The organism is Lentimicrobium saccharophilum, assembly GCF_001192835.1.
GTDB classification, from domain to species: Bacteria; Bacteroidota; Bacteroidia; order Bacteroidales; family Lentimicrobiaceae; genus Lentimicrobium; species Lentimicrobium saccharophilum.
Genome location: NZ_DF968182.1, coordinates 1,891,582 through 1,911,541, shown reverse-complemented (window position 1 = coordinate 1,911,541; position 19,960 = coordinate 1,891,582). Strand labels below are relative to the sequence as shown.

Here is a 19,960-nt window from a genome sequence, read left to right as displayed (position 1 = left end):
GGGTGCAGAAAGATTTGCAAAGGTATAACAAAGCCCGGTTTTCAGGGTTGGTCGTAATCCGGAATGAGCAGAACGGAAGTTTACCCGAGTTCGGCCAGCTTAACGGGGTAGTTTCCTGCATAGATATTGCCAAGGTTGCCGTCGATGGCGATTTTGTCTCCGGGTTTCAGTGTCCGGCCGTTGATGGTGCAGATTTTATCCCGTTCATTCACAATCAGTTCGGAGCAGTTGACCACACATGTTTTGTCGAGGCGGACCGCCGTTACTGCCGCATGCGAGGTGGCGCCCCCCCTGGCTGTGATCAGCCCGTCGCAGGCAAAGATCATCCCGATGTCATCGGGCACCGTATCCGGCCGCACCAGGATCTTCTGATCAGGCAATGCGCTGAACGCTTCCAGGTCTTTCATGTCGAATGCAAGAATACCGTTCATCACCCCCTTGCCCAGGCCGATGCCACGGCCCAGCAGGTCAAGTTCTGAGGTCTTGCAGTTGAATACAAAACTCAGGTCCGGCTTGCGGATTTCCTGGTCGCGGGTTTGCAGAATATACAAATCATCCGGGTTTTCGCTTTCGAAGGTAAACTCTATCTCCTGGTGGCTGAAGCCGTGGGTCTCTGTCAGCGCTTCGGTAATTTTCAACAGTTTCTCGTAAATGCCCGGAAAGCCCTTCTGCAAAGAAACGCCCTTGTCGCCAAACAACTTTTTACGTTGCCGCTCGGTTACCGGCCAGGGGTGTACCAGCCCTGCAACAATATCCTCTCCCTGGCTGCAGAGGGTAAAGTCGCCATACAGATGAATGCCGGGCTGCTCAAAGTCTGGTGCGTGCGTAAACAGCACCCCGGTGCCCGAAGTGCGGTGTAGATTTCCCAGTACCATTTTCTGAACAATCACGGCAGTTCCCCACTCATCGGCTATCTGCAGGTATTCGCGGTAGACTTTCGCCCTTTCGCTGTCCCACGACTGCAATACGTTGAAAATAACCTGCTTGAGCTGTTCATAAGGTTCATCCTTGAAATGAATGTTGTGGTTGTGCAGGATGTTCTTATATGCAATGGCCATCTCACGCATCTGGGCCGGACTGAAATCAATTTTCTGGCCGATGCCGTAACGTGTCTTGAAGTCGATCATCACCTGGTCAAATTCATCGCGCGAAACACCGAAAGCCATGCCCCACGACTGGAGAAAGCGGCGGTAACAATCCCATGATGTCCAGCCAAAATTCTCTTTTTTACTCAGCGCTTCCACGATTTTGTCGTTGAGGCCGACATTAAGGTAGGTATTCATGGCGCCGGGCATCGAAATGGCAGTACCTGAACGTACTGAAAGCAGCAGCGGATTGTCGGGGTTGCCAAACTGCTGTCCGGTAGTCCGCTCCAGGTTGGCAATCTGCCGGCGCAGCATCAGGTCAAGCTCTTTTTCGATAAAGGGATTCTGGAGAATGGCTTCGCGGCGGCGGAAAATTTCGGTAGTCAGCACAAATCCCGGTGGAATCGGAAAATCAAGCAATGATAGCTTTTTCAGAAAGTAAGCCTTCGAACCCAGGAAAATCTGATTGTCCATTTCGGGCGTTTCGCGATTCAGCAGCGAGATAACCAGGTCGGTGTTGTATGACATAATGCTCCTGATCGTTTCTTCGGAGTAATTATCCACCATCTGTCTGAATGACCCCAGAATACGGACAAGAAAATTGTCGAGCGATTGCACCAGAAACGCCGAAGAGAGCATCTCACGGTAAAACTGCTCGGACTTTTTCATCACAAACTGCTTCCCCGGATCCTCTTTGATCTCCTGCGGATAGATCTGCGGAATTACTACCTTCAGCTGGCTGTCATAGATACGCAGGAAATACTTACTGATGATTTCGCGCACACTCGAGAGCATGAACTGAAGAATGTTGATGTACTGACCCACCGAGAAGCTGGCTGAATTCAGGCTGAAACGAAACATCTTCAGGTTTGAGTTGAACCCCTGATCGCTGATGCCGTCGAGTTCGAGGCCCTGACGGAAGAGTTCCAGCACCACATGAATCCTTCTGAGGGTCTTGGCCGTGATATAATCAAGGTTGATACTGGCAATCAGCTGTTCCATCAGGGCTGCAGCAACCTTTTCGAGCCGGAAGGTAAGCCCCATGGCCTCGAACTTGGGCTCCCGGTATTTTCCGTACATGCTCGGGATGCCGATGGCGATGTGGCGCTTATGATAAATATCTTCCCAGCCTTCGGTTTTTTCGGCCGACATAATGATGGTATTGAGCTGGCGCATAAATATATACACCTGCCTCAATGCCCGGTCGGGTGCAGGCCTTTCGAGCAGCTGCAGTAATCCGTCAATGTCACTTTGGTTGAAGAAACTGAATTTCCGCATCAATACCCCGAGATTGACCGTATTGAATGAGTACTTTTCCTTCAGGAGTTCGAGCAGTCGGAAAATATAAAGCAGCCGCTGTTTGTCGAGGGTGTTGTCAGAAGCAATGCTTTCGATATTTTTTCTGATTTTGTCTGCAGGCAGGTTCATCAGGATTTCCGGCATACAGTTGAAGGTTTCGCAAAGCTGGTGCATCAGGCTGTTGATACCGGTAAACCACCTCGATTCCGGTGACAGGCTGAGCTCGACATCCTTGGGCAGCAGCGCATGCAGGTGGGCGGGGCTCCCGTCGTACCAGTATCTAATGATATTGCGGGTTAGTTCAATATGGGTATTGTTGCTTTCCGTATGGACCTGTTTCCGCAGGAAATGGATCAGCCTGTCGTTGCGGTGCGAAAGTTCATCCATAGCGGTGGTGACTTCGCGAAGCTCCCCTTCGGCGCCGATTTCATTGAAATATACCGGAAAAAGCCTTGCCAGCTGCTTGATGTGCTTGAAGATCGGCTTGATGTCGGAGTTGAGCAGAGCGGTAACATCGCGTTGAAACAGGTCGGTATCGGCCACGAATACGCCGCCCAGCCGAAGGTGGATAATCAGCGCGGAGAGCAGGTCGCGGAAAGTAAGGGGGGAGTATTCGATCAGCTCCATCCACACCCGTATGTTCTTGATGTGGTATTCGTTAACCCTGAGTTGCCAGTCGTCGCTGATGTAAACAAGCCCCGGTGCAATAAACCCGTAGCGGATCAGCAGTTTTTCGAAGTGTGATATATGGCGGTCATTCTCAGTGCGGAAAATTTCTTTACCCAGCGTAAGAATGCAGTCAAGAACGGTTCCCGGGTTGCTGGTTTTAAGGTCAGCGAAAAGCCTGAAGATATTATCGAGAAACCCAAATACCTCATCACTCGACAACTCGTTCTTAATGTTGCGGAGCAGGTTGTTGAAATCGCGGAGCAGCAATTCTTTCTGATTCTGCATCCCTTCGAGATGAAGCAGAAACAGAAGGTAAAAGAATTTCTCGTGGAAACGCCCGAAACTGTGGTGCAGCTGCCTGATATGCAAGGCTATTTCATTGAAACCGGGGATGGCCAGCAGGCTTTCAGGATCTGCGGCATTTTCAGCTGAAGTGATGATGTTGTCAAAATATGCATTTCCGATGGAGGAGATGCATTGCCTGCTTCCGGCTGAGAAAAGCTTCTTTCTTTCAGCCAGCCAGGCTTCCGCGTTGGTGGTGTTTTTCCAGTATTTAGCGTTCAGTATCAGGGTATTGCGTAATACTTCGAATGCCTTTTCCCTGCTCTGGCCGGGCCAGTTGCCGCGGGTGAACACCCGCTGCATAAAAGTTGAATTCAGGATCAGTGCCAAAGGGTGCTGTGCCGGTGTTTTTGCAATGACATCGAGCAGCCTTATCAGACTTTGCTCCCTGTTTAGTTCTGACTGAAGCAGTTTTTCTGCCATCTCGAGCAGGGAGTGAACAGCGTCTTCACCGAGTTCAGGTGTGGTCACCCGTTCAAAAATTCCTTCAAAAAGGCCGAGTACCACATCCCAGGCAAAAACAGCTTCTTCGTGTTTGTCGTAAAACCAGAAATCGCCGAGTGCGATGTTCCTCAGTTGCCCGATCACGTATCCGCTGTTCGAGAAAGGATGGTTATATTCGTTAAGGCAGTCGACCGCCCGTGCATGTATGCTGTAATATTCAAGCGACAGGTCTCTGAAAGCCAGGTGGTTTTCCGGTATCTCGATTTTTCCTGTCCTGGTCTCCTGAAGGTTGGCTGCCAGCGCATCCGATTTCAGGGCATTCCGCTGATCCATATTATTGAATTTTCAGCTAAATTACTAATAATCCGGGCTCAAATCAGCAATGAATGACAAAATCAGAAGCCCTGCTTTATAGACAGAATCCGGGTTTACCGCAGCCATTGCATTGCGGTCAAAGGATTCGTGAGCCACGAAAAACTTTTGTCTTTTTCTGTTGTTTAAGTTTTTTCTCAAAACATTATACGAATCCGGGTGGTTCCAACCTGATCCCGGTTACACAAAATATTATGAAACGAAAACTGAATCTTAAGAAAGTAAAAGTAAGCCGTCAGCGTGAGATTGCTCCGGGCGTTTTTGTGCTCTCATTTCCGCGTCCCTGGGATTTTACGGCCGGACAGGTCATAGGAATCAGCGGGCACGAAACCGCTGAAGCCCGCCTTTACAGCATTGCCAGCGGAGAACTCGATGATGAAGTGGATATCCTGTACAACATTAATCCGGAGGGTAAACTTACCCCATGGATGGCCCAGCTGAATACCGCGGACACGATCTGGGTAAGCGAGCCTTTCGGCTCCTTTACCGGAAGCGGGGAAGCCGGATGGTGGATTGCTTCCGGCACAGGAATAGCCCCTTTCAGCGCGATGTTTCGCACCGGTTTAACGGCGGGGAAAAAATTGCTCCACGGAGGCCGTGACCTTAAATCATTTTATTTCAGTGAGATGTTCGGGACGGAGTTGGGTGAAAACTATGTTCGCTGCTGCTCCCGGGAACAGGGACAAGACATCTATCACGGACGTCTTACTCAGTACCTGACTGAACATCCCGACCTGTCGCCTTCAGAAAAGTATTACCTTTGCGGCAGCGCCGAAATGGTTGTGGATGTGCGTGATATCCTTATTTCCAGGGGTATTCCCTTCGACCACATCATCTCGGAGATCTATTTCTGATCCTGATTATGCACAAGGAAGCCCTGTTCGGAAAAACACTGGATGAAATCAGGCAGGTGGTCTTATCACTCGGCCTGCCTGCCTATACCGCTACTCAGATTGCCTATTGGCTTTACAAAACCGATATCACCACCTTTGATGACATGACCAATGTCTCGAAGAAGGTACGCTCTCTGCTTGCCGGACACTTTGAGTTCGGGGTTAAGGCTCCCGTGAAGGTCAACGAATCGGCCGATGGTACCAAAAAATATCTTTTTACCGCCGGTAACGGAAAATTCATTGAAGCGGCTTATATCCCTGACGGGAAAAGACATACCCTCTGCGTGTCTTCACAGGTGGGGTGTAAGATGGGTTGTTTGTTTTGCATGACCGGCAAGCAGGGTTTTCAGGGGCACCTGAGCGCGGGGGAAATCCTCAATCAGCTGCGGAGCATTCCCGAGCGCAAACTCATGACCAACATCGTATACATGGGCATGGGTGAACCTTTTGACAACCTGGATGCCGTGATGCAAAGCCAGGAAATTCTTACGGCCGAATATGGATTTGCCATCAGTGTCCGCAAGGTGACCGTATCAACCATCGGAATTGTTCCCGCGATGCGGGTTTTTCTGGAAAAGAGCAAATGCAACCTTGCCGTGAGCCTGCATACGCCTTTCGAGGATGAGCGCCGGCGGTTAATGCCGATTCAGAACGTCTATCCGCTCAGGGATGTGATTGCCACCATTCAGGAGTATGACATCGGCCGGTATCGCCGGGTTTCCTTTGAATATATCATGTTTAAAGGGGTGAATGATACCCGCAGGCATGTCAATGAACTTGCCCGTCTGCTCAATAAAGTAAAGAGCCGCATCAACCTTATCCGCTTTCATCCCATACCCGGGACTCCGCTGATGTGCTCTGACGAAGCTACCATCCTTGATTTTCAGCAGGCATTGAACGACAAGGGCATTGTAACCACCCTGAGGGCTTCAAGAGGCCAGGATATTGAAGCCGCGTGCGGATTATTGTCAACAAAGGAACTGGTCAAAGCCCAAAAGGAGGACTTCTGACAAGGTCTGTTTTTTCTCTGGTTAAATGGTTCTAACTGAATCAAAAGCGATAATTAAGCTTGAAATATTTTGTGAAGCGTGTCAGATATTCCGGTTTTACTGAGGAGGAAAATGAAGAGGTTACTGGAAATTAAAATTAAATACCGGATTAAAATCATGACTGTCAATGCATGATCTTACTACCGGCCGCCCGGCGGGATTGATCCTGAGGTTTGCCACACCCATGCTTTTGGGCAATGTTTTCCAGCAGTTATACAATGTCACCGACAGCATCATCGTCGGCAGATTTCTCGGCAAAGAGGCGCTGGCAGCCGTGGGCGCTTCATTCCCGCTTATTTTCATGCTGGTTTCTTTTATCATCGGCATTGCTTCAGGCTCCACCATCATCATCGCCCAGTATTTCGGCGCTAAGGATATGGCCAAAGTCAGGCGGTCGATGGATACCATGTATATTTTTCTCTTCTTCGCTTCATTGCTGGTCGGAATACTTGGCATCGCTTTCAGTGAACCGATCTTCAGGCTCATCCGGCTGCCGGAGGAGGTAATTCCGCAGGCGGCCCTTTATATGCAGGTTTATTTTACAGGGATTCTTTTTTTCTTCGGATTTAACGGAACAAGCGCGGTGTTGCGCGGCCTGGGCGATTCGAAAACCCCGCTCTATTTTCTGATTATTTCCACGCTTACCAACATCGTTTTTGATTTGTTGTTTGTCGTGGTCTTTAAGTGGGGCATTGCAGGAGCTGCAATGGCTACCGTGCTTTCTCAGGCCGGGGCGTTTGTAACGCTGGTGATTTATCTTAACAAAAAGCATCCGTTGATCAATTTGTCATGGCGAAAGCTGGCATGGGACCGTGAGGTGTTTCGTGAAAGCATCCGCATCGGGGTTCCCACGGGGTTTCAGCAGACATTTGTATCACTGGGGATGCTGGCCCTGCTGAGAATTGTCAATGATTTCGGGACGGATACGGTAGCCGCGTACAGCGTCGCGGGCCGCATTGATGGCCTGGCTTCCCTGCCTGCCATGAATTTCGGTCAGGCATTGTCGACTTATACCGGTCAGAATATCGGGGCACGCAAAATCAACCGGGTGGGGGAGGGCTTACGGGCCACCCTTCGCATGTCAAGCGTCGTGGCTGTTGTTACCTCACTGATTATCATGATTTTTCGTGAGCCATTAATGACGCTTTTTACCAGTGACCCGGAGGTGATTCAGATCGGCGCCCGCTATCTGCTGATTGTCGGCGGCTTTTATGTGTTGTTTTCATCCATGTTCGTTATAGGCGGTGTGATGCGCGGCGCCGGCGATACCATTGTTCCGATGTTTATTACCTTACTTTCCCTCTGGTTATTCCGCATTCCCCTTGCAGCAATACTCTCCCGCAGTATCGGGGTCGACGGAATTTGGTGGGCCATTCCCATCGCCTGGTTTATGGGAATGACGCTGTCGTTCCTGTACTACAGAACCGGTAAATGGAAGACAAAAACGGTGGTAAAGTTCAGGAAAGGCCACTAATCCACCCGAAGCCGGAATATAATCCTGCTCCGGGCAGTTCATCCCTCCTGAGCAGTAAGCTTCATAAGGTTCTTATTCATAAAAGCGGTATTCATACCTCAAACGGTAATGCTGGCCGGGGCGCTGTGCCTGAGGTTCTATTCTGATCTCGGAGCCGGTATTCCTGCCGTCAGCATCGTATTCACGGGTAATCAGAGAAAGCAGGCTGCCATCACCCGACTCCTCCCTGTAAAGCACATTGTTGCCCTGCCCGTCATACTCAAGGTGAACGATTGATTTTCCCCTCACGGTTTCTTCCTCCATTTTTACAGGATGGCCGTTATCGCCTATCGTGATTGTGTTGCGGGCAATCAGGTTGCCGCGGGTATCGTAACGTTTTTCAAGCACAATATGCCCGGCTTCATCCATAACGGAAACCAGTTTTGATTCCCCGTCACTGTTTATCTGCAATTCAATGGTTTCGTCAAGCCGGCCGTTTTCGGCATAGATATAGGTCTTCTTCATTTCCGGCTCACCGTCGGCATCAAAGGTTTCTTCCTTTATCAGCAGACCATCTTCATAAGTCCGGTAATGCTTCTCACCTTCATCTCCTTCACTGTCGAAGGTCTGTTTCATGATCAGCAGGTCATTCTCGTAAATATACCTGATTTCATCCGTTCCTCCTTCGAGATAATGCCTCCATTCTTTAAGAATCCTGCCTTTTTCATCAAATTCACGGGTGGTTCTTTCGGCAGTCTCTCCTTCCAACTCCAGAAGTTCTTCCACCGGATGCCCGTTTTCCCATTTAATTATTATCCGTTCCTCCGGTTCGCCATACGCGTTGTAACTTATCCTTTCCACTTCATGGCCATCTTCATCCATAACCACCCGGTTAACCAGGATTTCTTCGGACAGTAAACCATCATCATCCGGATCGGCTAGAACCAGGTTGGTACGATATAAAGTAATTTCCCTCACTTGCTTTTCCATTTCAATTTTTATTTAAACATTATCCGGCTGCAAATTAAATAAAACCGGCGGATATTTCATGGCGATTTTTGTGCGGCTTATTCTGTATTTGTAATACGGCCGGAGAGCCTGGTGCCGTGAGTTATTTCTTGGGAGTGCCCTGGATGTGAAAATTTTGCAATCAGCGGGGATAAGCCTGTTTTCATTATAAATTATTAATTTTGAAGCCCGGGAAATACCATTGCTGATTTCTTCTGACCATCAGAACACCTTAACCTCTAACAATATGAAAAACCTGCTGTATACTCTGGTTTCAGCATTACTGATTATGAACAGTTGCACTACACAGGAGAGAATCAACTATCCTGAAACCCGTAAAACCGACACAGTAGATGTCTATTTCGGCACTGAAGTAGCCGATCCATATCGCTGGCTCGAAGATGATAACTCCGCCGAAACGGCGGAATGGGTGAAAGCCCAGAATGATGTGACCAACGCTTATCTGGCTAAAATCCCTTTTCGCGACCAGATCAGGGAACGCCTGACCGGGCTCTGGAATTATCCCCGTTATGGTGTTCCTTTCCACAAGGGGAACCATTTCTTCTTTTTTAAGAACGACGGAATACAGAACCAGAGCGTTTTGTATATTCAGGATTCATTAACCGGAACGCCGAGGGTTTTTCTTGATCCAAACAAGCTTTCCGCTGATGGAACCACCTCGCTGGGGACCTATTCCGTTTCAAAAGACGGAAAATATTTTGCTTATGCCATCTCAAAAGCCGGTTCCGACTGGAATGAAATCTATGTCATGGAAACCGCGACCGGCCAGCAGTTGAGCGACAAGCTTGAGTGGGTTAAGTTTTCAGGAATATCGTGGCGCGGTGACGGATTTTATTACAGCCGTTACGACAAACCCGCCGGCGGTGGAGAGCTTTCTTCGAAAAATGAATTCCAGAAAGTATATTATCACAAAGTGGGCGACCCCCAGGATAAAGATGTGCTGGTATATGAAAACCGCGCTTATCCTTTACGCAATTACGGTGGTAGCACAACCGAGGACGAACAGTTCCTGATCCTTGGTGAGTCGGAAAGCACCAGTGGAAATGCGCTTTATGTCAAGGATTTAAGAAACCCCGCCTCAGGCTTTGTGAAGATAGCCGATGGCTTCCGCTTCGATTACAATGTGATCAGTAACGATGGAGAGCGTTTTTATATCCTCACCAACGACGGAGCCCCGCGCTACCGGCTGGTGCAGGTTGACCTTAAAAACCCCGCAAAGGAGAACTGGCTGACCATTATTCCTGAAAAAGAAGAAGTGTTGAAATCGGCGGAAGTTGCCGGAGGAAAGATTATCTGCCAGTATATGATGGATGCGGTAAGCAAGGTTTTTGTCCATAATATGGACGGAACCCTTATGCATGAACTGAGCTTGCCGGGACTGGGCACCATCGCCGGTTTTGAAGGAAACAGGGAGGATAACCAGGCGTTTTACTCTTTTACTTCTTTTACCTTTCCTTCAACTGTTTATACCTATGATATTGCCGCCAACAAATCAGAGGTGCTGTATGCGTCTGAAATAAACTTTGATGCTTCCGGCTATACCACAGAGCAGATATTCTATACCAGCAAGGATGGCACAAAGGTGCCCATGTTTCTGGTTTACAAGTCCGGCCTGAAAAAAGATGGCAAGAATCCTGTTTATCTCTATGGCTATGGAGGATTTAATGTGAGCATTACTCCGGCTTTCAGCGTCAGCCGGCTGCTTTTCCTTGAGCAGGGAGGGATCATAGCTGTGGCCAATCTGCGAGGTGGCGGCGAATATGGCGAAGAATGGCACAGGGCCGGAACAAAGCTGCAGAAACAGAATGTTTTTGATGATTTTATTGCCGCTGCCGAATACCTTGTTTCTGAGAAATACACCAACCCTAAAAAAATTGCCATTGCTGGCGGCTCTAACGGAGGTTTGCTGGTTGGTGCCTGTATGACCCAGCGGCCTGATCTTTTTGCGGTGGCGCTGCCCGCTGTCGGTGTGATGGATATGCTGCGTTTTCATAAGTTTACGATTGGATGGGCATGGACCGAAGACTATGGATCAAGTGAGGATTCAACTCAGTTCAGGTATTTGCTCGGGTATTCCCCGCTGCATAACCTGAAGCCGGCTACCTGCTATCCCGCAACCCTGGTAACCACTGCCGACCACGACGACAGGGTGGTGCCCGCCCATTCGTTCAAATTTGCCGCTACCCTGCAGGAATGCCAGTCGTGCAACAACCCGGCTTTGATCCGGATTGAAACCAATGCCGGTCATGGTGCCGGAAAACCCATCTCCAAACTGATTGACGAGGCTACCGATATCTGGGCATTTACCATGTACAATTTAGGCATGAAACCCGCGTTTAAGTAGCCGGAATATTTTCTGTCCGGTAAACCATGCCGCATTGATAGCAGTAATATTTAGCGCGGAATGGTTTGCCGGATCTTATTTAAACCCATTGTTTGTCTGATGATTAAAAGTATTTCTCAGAGTACAGGCTTGTCTGCATTACGCTTTTTTGCCTTGTTTTTCTTTCCTGTTTTTATTTCAGCCCAGACGCCTCAGGGTGGCCCTGGTATAATTGACACCCTCGCAATGAGTACGGCAGATTCACTGGAGACTTTCAGGTTTATGCTCGAACAGGAACAGGGGCGTAATCATTTGCTTTCTCTGGAGAATGACTCCCTGAGAATAAATCTTGATAAGCTGTCTGTTCAGGTGGATCAGCTGAAACAGCGTGAACGGGAACTGGTGCCGCTCAATGAGGCATTGAACCGGAAAATCGTTGAACTCGGCGCGGAATTGCATGCCAAGAATCTTTTTCTGGAAGAGCAGCTCAGGCTGCAGAAAGAGAAGGAGCAACTCTTTGCAGAGAAAGAGCAGATTTACAAGGATGCCGTTAATTCGAGCCTGATTGACAAAGTTAAGCTGGAAGGCCTGATTTCGGCCAAGGACTCACGCCTTGAAGGCAAAGAACGGGAGATCGGCCTGTTGCAGCAGAGCATTGATGAGAAGAACCGTGACATTGCCAGTCGCAATAGCGAGATTCAGAAGATTATTGCCGACAAGGCTGCTGCTGACCGTCGCATCGACACCCTGCGAACCACCCTGACTGAGACGGAGAAGAACCTGGTGCGCACCGGGGAGCAGCTGAAATATACAGAACTGAAGCTCAAGGATTGCGAGAACAGATATTCAACTGTCACCAACAAGAAGAAGAAAACCCGTGTTGTGCAGGGTTTTGCCATCAAAGGTTACCGCACTCCGGATTTTGCCCTGGCGCCCAAAGATGCCAATAACCCGGGGGTGTATGTGATTACCAATAATAATACAAGTGATGTTGAGTTCGACTACGTCACCGGAGCAAGTTTTATGCTCAAAGACCTCTCAAAACCCAATGCGAGTCTGACCTATGATGTCGGGTTTTTCCTGGGTTTCGGCGGGAATAACCTTTTCAAGAACTTCTATCTGGGTCCGAACTTTAAGCTGTTCGATGTGCTGCATGTGAATCTGGGTGCCAATATCAGGGAATATGAAGCACTGAAGGAAGGATTTAATGTAGGGGATAAACTGGATGCCGGAATCGCTATCCCAACCACGAAGGAATGGAAAGTTAAACCCTACTTCGGGATAACCTTTGATCTTGAACTGCTGACCATGATCGGAAAGCGCTAGCATCCGGCATCTTCAAACCTCTATTAACCTTTAGCGGGTTGTTGTAGGTCTGCTCGAACTGAAATCAGTTTACTGATCACCCTGAATGAATGCGGTTAGTTGCTGATGCAAGTGATCAGCTATTGCATATCCGGTCATTACTTTACCTGAGGTTGCCAAACCTGCCGGAAACCTGCCCGTAAGTTGAGCCGTCGGGGAAAATTGCCGGTGGGCTGAAATCCGGATTGGCCAGAAATTCATCATCCTGAAGGCTGAGAATAAAGGCCTTAAGTTCAGCTTTTTCGACAGGAGTCAGCTGCACGCCGTTGTTTGCAATATGGTGCATCAGCGGGTTGACATAGGGCGACATCTTCAGGTTGTGGGAGTAAAAATCGATGACTTCGTCCAGGGTTTCATAGCGTCCATCATGCATATAGGGCCCGCCGAGGGCAATGTTTCTCAGGGTGGTCGCTTTGTAAGCTCCTTTATCAGTTTCGATGCCGGTGATTGCATACCGGTCGCGGGGATCGTTGAATTCAGTGTCTTTGCCGTTATTATAGAAGAGGTTGGTCGTAAACAGCGGGTTTCCGCTGCTTCCATGGCAATGGAAACAATCAGCCCCTTCCTCCGTGGTAAAAAGGATGAAACCGTTCAGTTCCTGCTGGGTGAGTTGCAACTCCCCGCGCATGTATTTGTCGAACCTTGAGTTGGCTGAAATCAGTGTCCTGACAAACTGCGCTATTGCTTTACTGATATTTTCCATGGTAACCGTTGACGATCCGAAAGCTTTCAGGAAAAGTTCCGGGTAGCCGGGGGTGTTCTGAATCAGGGTTTTGGTGCGGTTGGTGTCTCCACTCATTTCATGGGGAGCCACAACACCCATCCAAACCAGGTCTTCGAGCCTGCGGCGTGAAACATCAGGATTATCCTCCCTGATCAGGCCATTCCAGAGATATCCGTTTGGATTCCATACAAGGTTAACCAGGGGAAGGGGCGCATGAGGGGTGGGTGCACCGCTCAGTCCGAAAGTCATCCCTCCCTGAAATACCGGGTGGTCAATCCCCGGTTCAAAGTTACGTGACTGCCGGTGACAACTCCCGCAACTCATCAGCGAGTCGGCATGGGTCCGGCCGGATAAACGCCCGTCATAGAAAAGATAACGTCCCAATTCTATACCTTCAACGGTCATAGGATTGTCGGAAGGGATATTCAGCAGGGTAGGGAAAAACCGCGGTACCTGTATCTGATAGGGCGTTGGTTTATGTTTATCCGGATCAGGTTCTTTATCGCCACAACCCGCTGCACCGGTGAGAAACAGTGTGACAAAGAGGAGGAACCTGAGGTGTATAAAAGTGTTTTGAGACATGACAAGCAGGATCAGACCATAAAATTACAAAATATCGGTCGACCGGAAAAGAAAAACTGTTATCTTAAGTGTTTAATAACATGAAGTATACCCGGAAAGTTAAGCTTGCGGCCTTATGCTTAAGCAACTTAATCTGAAGGGATTCAAAGCAAATGTTTAATTTTGTGCGGGATAAATTTACTGCACACAGCCGGCAGCAAAATCTTCTTTTTGCCGGATAAATTTCTTAAAGAACTAAAATGGAACTCAGGACTGGAGATAAGGTTCGTTTCTTGAACGAAAAAGGAGAAGGAATAGTAACGCGCATACTCAGCAATACCATGGTCAATGTGGCCATTGAAGAAGGTTTTGAAGTGCCGGTGCTGGCCAGTGACCTGATCAGGATAGAGCCGCAGGGGATGGCAGGCCGTTTTTTCGACCGGAATGTAAATGTTGAGCTGCCTGCCGGTAGTGCAACCGCTGAAGAGCGGAATGAAAAACCTGTAAAAACTGAAACTGTCTCCGGTGACGAACAGCCTGACGGGATTTCACCGCTCTTCAGGCAGTCAGGGGCGGGAATTACAGAAGGCATTTACCTGATCTATGCCCCGCATGATCAGAAATGGCTGATGACCGGGAATCTCGATATCTTCCTGGTAAACAACAGCAGGTACGAGGCGATTTTCTCGTTTATGCTGAAGGAAGAGGGAGATGCTTTTTCAGGGGTAAATTATGACGTGATCCCGCCTTATTCGAAAATGCTGATAGAAACCATTACCCGTGAAGACCTTGACAGTTGGTCAGAAGGCATAGTACAGGTTATTTTCCACAGTGCTGAGAGTATACCGGTTTTGAGTCCGTTGCATGCTGCATTTAAGATCAAATCTGTCCGTTTTTATAAGGAGACAAGTTACCAGGAGTTCAGGCTTGCAGGATTAAAGTCGGTGGTGTTGAATCTGGGGGATATCTCCGGACAACTGCTGATATCCGGTACCGATCCATTGATGGCCGCAGTGAGTGATCCGGCCGCAAGGCAGAAAATTTCGGCCATTGCCCCTCCGGCATACATCGACCGTTTCCGCACCGCCCCGCGTGAAGCTGAAGTAGATCTTCACATTTCTTCACTCCGTGAAGATTATGCGGAAATGTCGAACAACGAAATTCTGCGTTATCAGCTTGATTTCTTTACCCGAATGCTTGACAGTGCCATTACCAATAATTATTACAAGGTTACCTTTATTCATGGAATCGGGAATGGTTCCCTCAAATCTGCAATAGTATCGGCCATAGCCGATTACGAGAATGTCGAATTCAGAAACGCACCCTTTGCCAGGTATGGAAACGGCGCCGTGGATATCATCATCCATAAAGGCAATTGAGCGGAAACAGACAGAATAACCTGAAATTCTTCTAAATTCAATCATTGAACATCACTGAAATGGTCATTTTTCGGGTGAACTGCCCTGCATTTCTTTATGTCCGGTGTAACCGGTTTTGTCGCGGCAGGCTTTTTGTGATCATTTTATATTCATATTCCGTTGGTATCCAATAATTTTGTACTTTTGTATCAACTTAGGTCTCTTAACGGTAAAAGCAACGTGTTCTGTCGCTTTTGGTCGAAAGACTAAAAGAGGAAAGTCGGGGCAACAAAGGGCACCATACTTCCTAACGGGAAGGTTCTGCAGCCGGCGGAAACAGCAAGTGCCACAGAAAATTACCGTCTTGTCATGATTTATCATGACAGGATAAGGGTGAAAATGTGGGGTAAGAGCCCACGGCTCAGGTTGGTGACAGCCTGCGCGGGTAAACCTTATGGGTTGAAAGGCCAAATATACCGGATCGTTGTGCCGCAAAGCGCAACAAAGGGCTGCCCGCTCTTTTCCGGGGGGTAGGCCGTTAGAACCTGATGGCAACATCAGGTGCAGATAAATGACAGAAGTCCCGCTTTTGCGGGAAACAGAACCCCGCTTACATCGTTGTACGGCACCGTTTTTTAAAGCAAATCCCCGGCCAAACCGGGGTTTTGCTTTTTTACCCTGACTGGCCTTCGCCATAAATTTATCGGGCGCGACTCCTGAACCAGGAATCAACAAAGCGGTTGTTTTTCTGATTATTTTTGCTGCTTACACACTCAAGCGCTCGTCATGAAAATAATGCAACGGTCAAAGTATCTCATCCTCATTTTAATATTTTGCATCTCAGCTTCTACGGAGGAAGTTTTGAGGGCGCAGGACATTCCGAACCCGGGTTTCGAAAACTGGTCGGGCGGTGAGCCTGACGGATGGAATACCATCAATCAAACCTTTCTGGGAACAACTTTTACTCCCGTAACCCGGGAGCAGTCAAACCCACATGGAGGTTCTTATTCGGCTAAACTTGAAACCATTACCCATAACATCTTTATTGTGGGACCGGTAACAATGCCGGGTGTGCTCTCGCTTGGCGAAATTACGCTCGATATTCTCAACCAGACGGGAACCGTTGAAGGGGGTGTGCCGGTCAGCGGGGCGCCGGTTGTGCTCAGGGGATGGTTCCGTTATCTACCTTCTGCCAATGATTCCTGTATAATGGGGATAGGGCTTTCGCGCTGGAACGGAACTTCACGCGATACATTGGCATATGCTTACCTTACAATCGGAGGGCAAAACCCAGACTGGGAGGAATTCTCCCTTCCGATTGAATACCTTTTGCCCGAACAACCCGATACCATGAACATCATGTTTTTTTCATCCAACCTCCTTACCGGCAGTCCGGTTACCGGGAGCAAACTCTGGGTGGATGACCTCTGGCTGGAATACGGAACAGTTTCGGTAAACGATGTGGGGCTGAACGCTGCTTTGCGGGTGTATGCCGTCAATGGTGGTGAGCAGCTGGAAATCAGGTGCCCGGGTGATAATGGAGGCATTCTTCAATTGGTAAATATGAACGGAGTCTTACTGGAGCAAAAACAATTACCCCCGGGTGAAACTCCGGTTATAATTGACATATATGGCCTGAAACCGGCCATGTACATTGTACGCCATGTAAATACCTCAGGTTTACAGCACGTGGTGAAATTTGTTAAGAACTAATCTTTTCAGGTCAACAAATTCATTCTAGCTTTCATTAGCCGGTTTTTATAGGGGCTTTCAGGTTGTATATACTATCCTGCAGCCTGAAGCGTTTATTCACCATTAGTTTTCAAACACCTGCTGTTGAAAACTACCCATTAAACACATTTCATGGTAGTCACTGGAGGTGTAATTTTAAAGCCCAAACAGAAGTCCGGTATGAGAAGGAATTTTATTGCCATCATTGCAGCTTTGCCTTTGTTTTTCAGCTTCAATGGAATGGCCCAGCAAACTGTTGCCAGGCAGGATCAGGCAGCAGGAATCGCTGCAGCTACAGATTTATTTAATAATGAAAAATTCGGATCCGTGCGGGACCACTACAGCATGCTGCAGACACCTTCAGATCTGCTGCTTGCTTATGATGTGGAAAAGGACTACTATACAGCCGCAAGTGCAGCCGAATTGCAGCATGCCGACGCCCCGGCCCTGCTTAAAGAGTTCCTGGAGAAACATCCTGAAAATACCCGCACCAACCGCGTTTGGTTTCAGCTGGGTAACCTGTACTTCCGCAATAACAGTTTCAGAAGTGCGCTGGACGCCTACCAGCAGGTGGACAAGTTTGACATGAATCCTGAAGAACTGGCCGAATTTACCTTTAAACAGGGATACTGCCATTTTAAGCAGGACGATTTTGACAAGGCTGCAGATGCTTTTTACAGCATCAAGGAACAACAGACCCGATATACCGGGCCTGCAACCTATTATTACGCACACATTATGTATGCTGACGGAAAATATGAAACGGCCCTCCGGGATTTTCAGCGGCTGGAAAGAGATGAAACTTTTAAGTCGGTAGTGCCCTACTATATCATCCAGATCCATTACATCCGGGGCCAATATGATGAATTGCTCGAGGTGGCCCGGCCATATCTGAAAGGTCAGCGTAACAAACGAACCAATGAAATTCTGCGGCTGGTTGCCGATGTGAATTACAAACGGGGCAATTTTCAGGAAGCCATTGACCTTCTGGAAGAGTACAGGAAGCTTTCAAGGGGAAAATTTTCGCGCGAGGAAAGTTATATCCTGGCCTTCTCTTACTACAGAACAGGTGAGTATGCAAAAGCCATTCCTGAATTTCAGCTGGTGGCCGGGGGAGAAGACAGCCTGTCTCAGAATGCCTGGTATCACCTCGGCGACAGCTACCTGAAAACATCCCAAAAACAATTTGCCTCCAACGCCTTCTTGTCGGCATGGAAAGTGCCGGTTAAGTCAGCGCTGGCGGAAGATGCCCTCTTCAATTATGCCAAACTGTCGATAGAACTGTCATACAATCCATACAATGAGGCCATCAGGGCACTGCAGCAATACCTTACCGAATACCCTTCATCACCCCGCAGGGATGAAGCTTATACCTACCTTGCCAATCTCTATCTTGTAACGCGTAATTACAAGGAGGCTCTTTCAACCCTTGAGAACGTCAAAAAGCGTACGCCGGCGCAGAATGAAATCTATCAGAAGATTACCTATTACCGTGGGCTTGAACTGTTTGCAGATAATCAGTTTTTTGATGCCATCGGGATGTTTAAAAAGTCTGCCGAGCATAAAAGTGATGAACTGATTGCTGCGGGCGCCACCTTCTGGGCCGGAGAGTCCTATTACAGGCTGGGGCAGTACGATAAGGCAGCGACTTATTACAGGGATTTTCAAAATGCTCCGGGGGCTAAAAATCACACCGCTTACACGTCGGCCAATTACAGCCTGGGGTATACCATGCTCAAGCAGAAGAACTACAGCCAGGCCGCCCAGGCATTCAACCGGTTTATCGATAGCCGCCCGGCGGATAAGAAAATGCTGAACGATGCCAGGTTGCGTCAGGCCGATGCTTTTTTCATGCTGAAGCAATATCAGGATGCCATTGCAGGTTATGATAAGGTGATCGGTGCAAAGGCTGCCGATGGTGATTATGCCCTCTATCAGAAATCACTTGCTGTTGGCGTTACCGGTAATATCAGGCAGAAAATAGCTTCTCTTCAGAAGCTGGTCGCCGATTTTCCGAGATCCCCTTACAACGATGATGCCCGTTTTGAAATCGGCCAGGCACAAATGACCCTTAATCAGCATGAGGACGCGCTGCAGACGTTCATAAAACTGGTTGCCGATCATCCGAACAGCAGTTTTGTCAAGCGCTCGCTGCTGAACACGGGCCTGATCTATTACAATACGGACCGCAATCAGCAAGCCCTGGAGACTTTCAAAAAAGTAGTCAGGGATTATCCTGCCACACCTGAATCGCGCGAAGCCCTGGCGGTAATGAAAAACATCTATGTTGATATGAACCGGGTTGATGACTATGTTGCTTATTCACAGGATATTCCTTTTGCAAACATTACCCGTTCGGAGCAGGATTCCCTAACGTTTATTGCAGTTGAAGGCAGGTATATGGCCGGGGATTGCAGTAAAGCCATCCCGGGCTTTGCTTCATATCTCGATAAATTCCCGAATGGAATCTTTTCGGTGAAAGCGCATTATTTTAAAGCAGATTGTGAAAGCCGCGCCGGCAATCATGCTGAAGCACTGAAAAGCTATGAATTTATCCTCTCAAAACCGCGTACCGGGTACACCGAAAATTCGGCACTGAAAGCCTCTGAAATCCTCTTCAGCATGAAGGATTACGCGAAAGCCCTTCAGATGTATGAGCTGCTGGAAGAAAATGCAGAAAACCCGGCTAGTCTGCAGGAGTCATACCTCGGGCAGATGCGCTGTAACTTCTATCTGGGGAATCACGGGATTGCCGTTCAGATGGGGCAAAAAGTGCTTGAGACAGAGCGGCTTTCTCCCAATCTTGCAGCAGAAACCCATCTGATTACCGGAAAATCCTACATGTCCCTACAACGGTATGAAGCTGCCAGGGCTTCTTTTGAAAATGTTCTGAAAATTTCGCAGGGCGAAACCGGTGCCGAAGCACTTTATAACCTGGCTGCGATCAGTTATGAACAAAAGGATTATACAAACGCTGAATCGCAGATTTTCAGGCTCAGCAGTGATTACGCATCTTATGACTATTGGGTGGCACGCTCGTTTATCCTCCTCTCGGATGTATACATAAAGACCGGCAATGTATTCCAGGCCAGACAAACCCTTCAGAGTATCATCGATAATTATGAAGGGGGAGACCTCAGGAAAATCGCTGCTGACAAGCTTGACCTGATAAATCAGGGGGAATCTTCATCCCAACCGGCCACAAAGACATTCGATGATGAGGAAGGCATTATCATCAGATAGCTGCTGCCAGGGTTTCTTTT

General features: G+C 48.4%; 11 protein-coding genes and 1 other RNA gene. 9 read left to right on the top strand and 3 right to left on the bottom strand.

The genetic code is table 11. The features are described from left to right. Positions 1 to 80 precede the first annotated feature (80 nt). Positions 81 to 4,172, bottom strand: a complete 4,092-nt coding sequence (locus tag TBC1_RS07305) for a PEP/pyruvate-binding domain-containing protein (protein ID WP_062040231.1) — start codon at positions 4,170 to 4,172, stop codon at positions 81 to 83. 233 nt (positions 4,173 to 4,405) lie between these two features. Between TBC1_RS07305 and TBC1_RS07300 the strand changes: the two genes are divergently transcribed. The 3 genes from TBC1_RS07300 to TBC1_RS07290 all read left to right on the top strand — a co-directional run bounded on the left by TBC1_RS07300 (position 4,406) and on the right by TBC1_RS07290 (position 7,627). Beyond that, entirely contained in the window at positions 4,406 to 5,065 is a 660-nt protein-coding gene (locus tag TBC1_RS07300) for a ferredoxin--NADP reductase (RefSeq protein ID WP_062040229.1), read from the top strand. A gap of 5 nt (positions 5,066 to 5,070) precedes the next feature. Further along, entirely contained in the window at positions 5,071 to 6,114 is a 1,044-nt protein-coding gene (gene rlmN / locus TBC1_RS07295; protein WP_394330756.1) for a 23S rRNA (adenine(2503)-C(2))-methyltransferase RlmN, read from the top strand. Between the two features lie 166 nt (positions 6,115 to 6,280). Next, entirely contained in the window at positions 6,281 to 7,627 is a 1,347-nt protein-coding gene (locus TBC1_RS07290; protein ID WP_062040225.1) for an MATE family efflux transporter, read from the top strand. 72 nt (positions 7,628 to 7,699) lie between these two features. On the opposite strand, the gene TBC1_RS07285 is transcribed toward TBC1_RS07290, so the two are convergent. Next, a complete protein-coding gene (locus TBC1_RS07285; protein ID WP_062040223.1) occupies positions 7,700 to 8,596 on the bottom strand; it encodes an RHS repeat domain-containing protein in 897 nt (298 codons plus the stop codon). A gap of 265 nt (positions 8,597 to 8,861) precedes the next feature. Here TBC1_RS07285 and TBC1_RS07280 point away from each other — a divergent pair, with 265 nt between their 5' ends. Next, the gene (locus TBC1_RS07280) at positions 8,862 to 10,979 is read left to right on the top strand and encodes a prolyl oligopeptidase family serine peptidase (RefSeq protein WP_062040221.1); all 2,118 of its coding nucleotides are present in this window, start codon (positions 8,862 to 8,864) and stop codon (positions 10,977 to 10,979) included. A gap of 99 nt (positions 10,980 to 11,078) precedes the next feature. After that, positions 11,079 to 12,284 carry a hypothetical protein gene (locus TBC1_RS07275; RefSeq protein WP_062040219.1) on the top strand — a complete coding sequence of 402 codons (1,206 nt, stop codon included), beginning with the start codon at positions 11,079 to 11,081 and terminating at the stop codon, positions 12,282 to 12,284. Positions 12,285 to 12,426: 142 nt separating this feature from the next. Here the strand turns inward: TBC1_RS07275 and TBC1_RS07270 are convergent, their stop codons facing one another. Beyond that, on the bottom strand, positions 12,427 to 13,629 hold the full coding sequence (locus tag TBC1_RS07270) for a cytochrome-c peroxidase (protein ID WP_062040217.1): 1,203 nt from the start codon (positions 13,627 to 13,629) through the stop codon (positions 12,427 to 12,429). A 239-nt stretch (positions 13,630 to 13,868) separates the two neighbouring features. On the opposite strand from TBC1_RS07270, the gene TBC1_RS07265 reads away from it, so the two are divergent. From TBC1_RS07265 to TBC1_RS07250, 4 genes are all read left to right on the top strand, one after another. Next, positions 13,869 to 14,987 (top strand): Smr/MutS family protein, encoded by a 1,119-nt coding sequence (locus TBC1_RS07265; RefSeq protein ID WP_062040215.1) that lies wholly within the window; start codon positions 13,869 to 13,871, stop codon positions 14,985 to 14,987. Positions 14,988 to 15,198: 211 nt separating this feature from the next. Next, positions 15,199 to 15,595: RNase P RNA component class A (gene rnpB, locus TBC1_RS07260), an RNA gene on the top strand. A gap of 157 nt (positions 15,596 to 15,752) precedes the next feature. After that, positions 15,753 to 16,679 (top strand): PCMD domain-containing protein, encoded by a 927-nt coding sequence (locus TBC1_RS07255; protein ID WP_082189517.1) that lies wholly within the window; start codon positions 15,753 to 15,755, stop codon positions 16,677 to 16,679. A gap of 198 nt (positions 16,680 to 16,877) precedes the next feature. Next, the gene (locus TBC1_RS07250) at positions 16,878 to 19,940 is read left to right on the top strand and encodes a tetratricopeptide repeat protein (protein ID WP_172668849.1); all 3,063 of its coding nucleotides are present in this window, start codon (positions 16,878 to 16,880) and stop codon (positions 19,938 to 19,940) included. The last annotated feature ends 20 nt before the right edge of the window (positions 19,941 to 19,960 follow it).

Coding starts and splice junctions, on each gene's coding strand:
- TBC1_RS07255 (WP_082189517.1), top strand. CDS start 15,753: ATGAAAATAATGCAACGGTCAAAGTATCTCATCCTCATTTTAATATTT.
- TBC1_RS07280 (WP_062040221.1), top strand. CDS start 8,862: ATGAAAAACCTGCTGTATACTCTGGTTTCAGCATTACTGATTATGAAC.
- TBC1_RS07250 (WP_172668849.1), top strand. CDS start 16,878: ATGAGAAGGAATTTTATTGCCATCATTGCAGCTTTGCCTTTGTTTTTC.
- TBC1_RS07270 (WP_062040217.1), bottom strand. CDS start 13,629: ATGTCTCAAAACACTTTTATACACCTCAGGTTCCTCCTCTTTGTCACA.
- TBC1_RS07275 (WP_062040219.1), top strand. CDS start 11,079: ATGATTAAAAGTATTTCTCAGAGTACAGGCTTGTCTGCATTACGCTTT.
- TBC1_RS07285 (WP_062040223.1), bottom strand. CDS start 8,596: ATGGAAAAGCAAGTGAGGGAAATTACTTTATATCGTACCAACCTGGTT.
- TBC1_RS07305 (WP_062040231.1), bottom strand. CDS start 4,172: ATGGATCAGCGGAATGCCCTGAAATCGGATGCGCTGGCAGCCAACCTT.
- TBC1_RS07300 (WP_062040229.1), top strand. CDS start 4,406: ATGAAACGAAAACTGAATCTTAAGAAAGTAAAAGTAAGCCGTCAGCGT.
- TBC1_RS07290 (WP_062040225.1), top strand. CDS start 6,281: ATGCATGATCTTACTACCGGCCGCCCGGCGGGATTGATCCTGAGGTTT.
- TBC1_RS07265 (WP_062040215.1), top strand. CDS start 13,869: ATGGAACTCAGGACTGGAGATAAGGTTCGTTTCTTGAACGAAAAAGGA.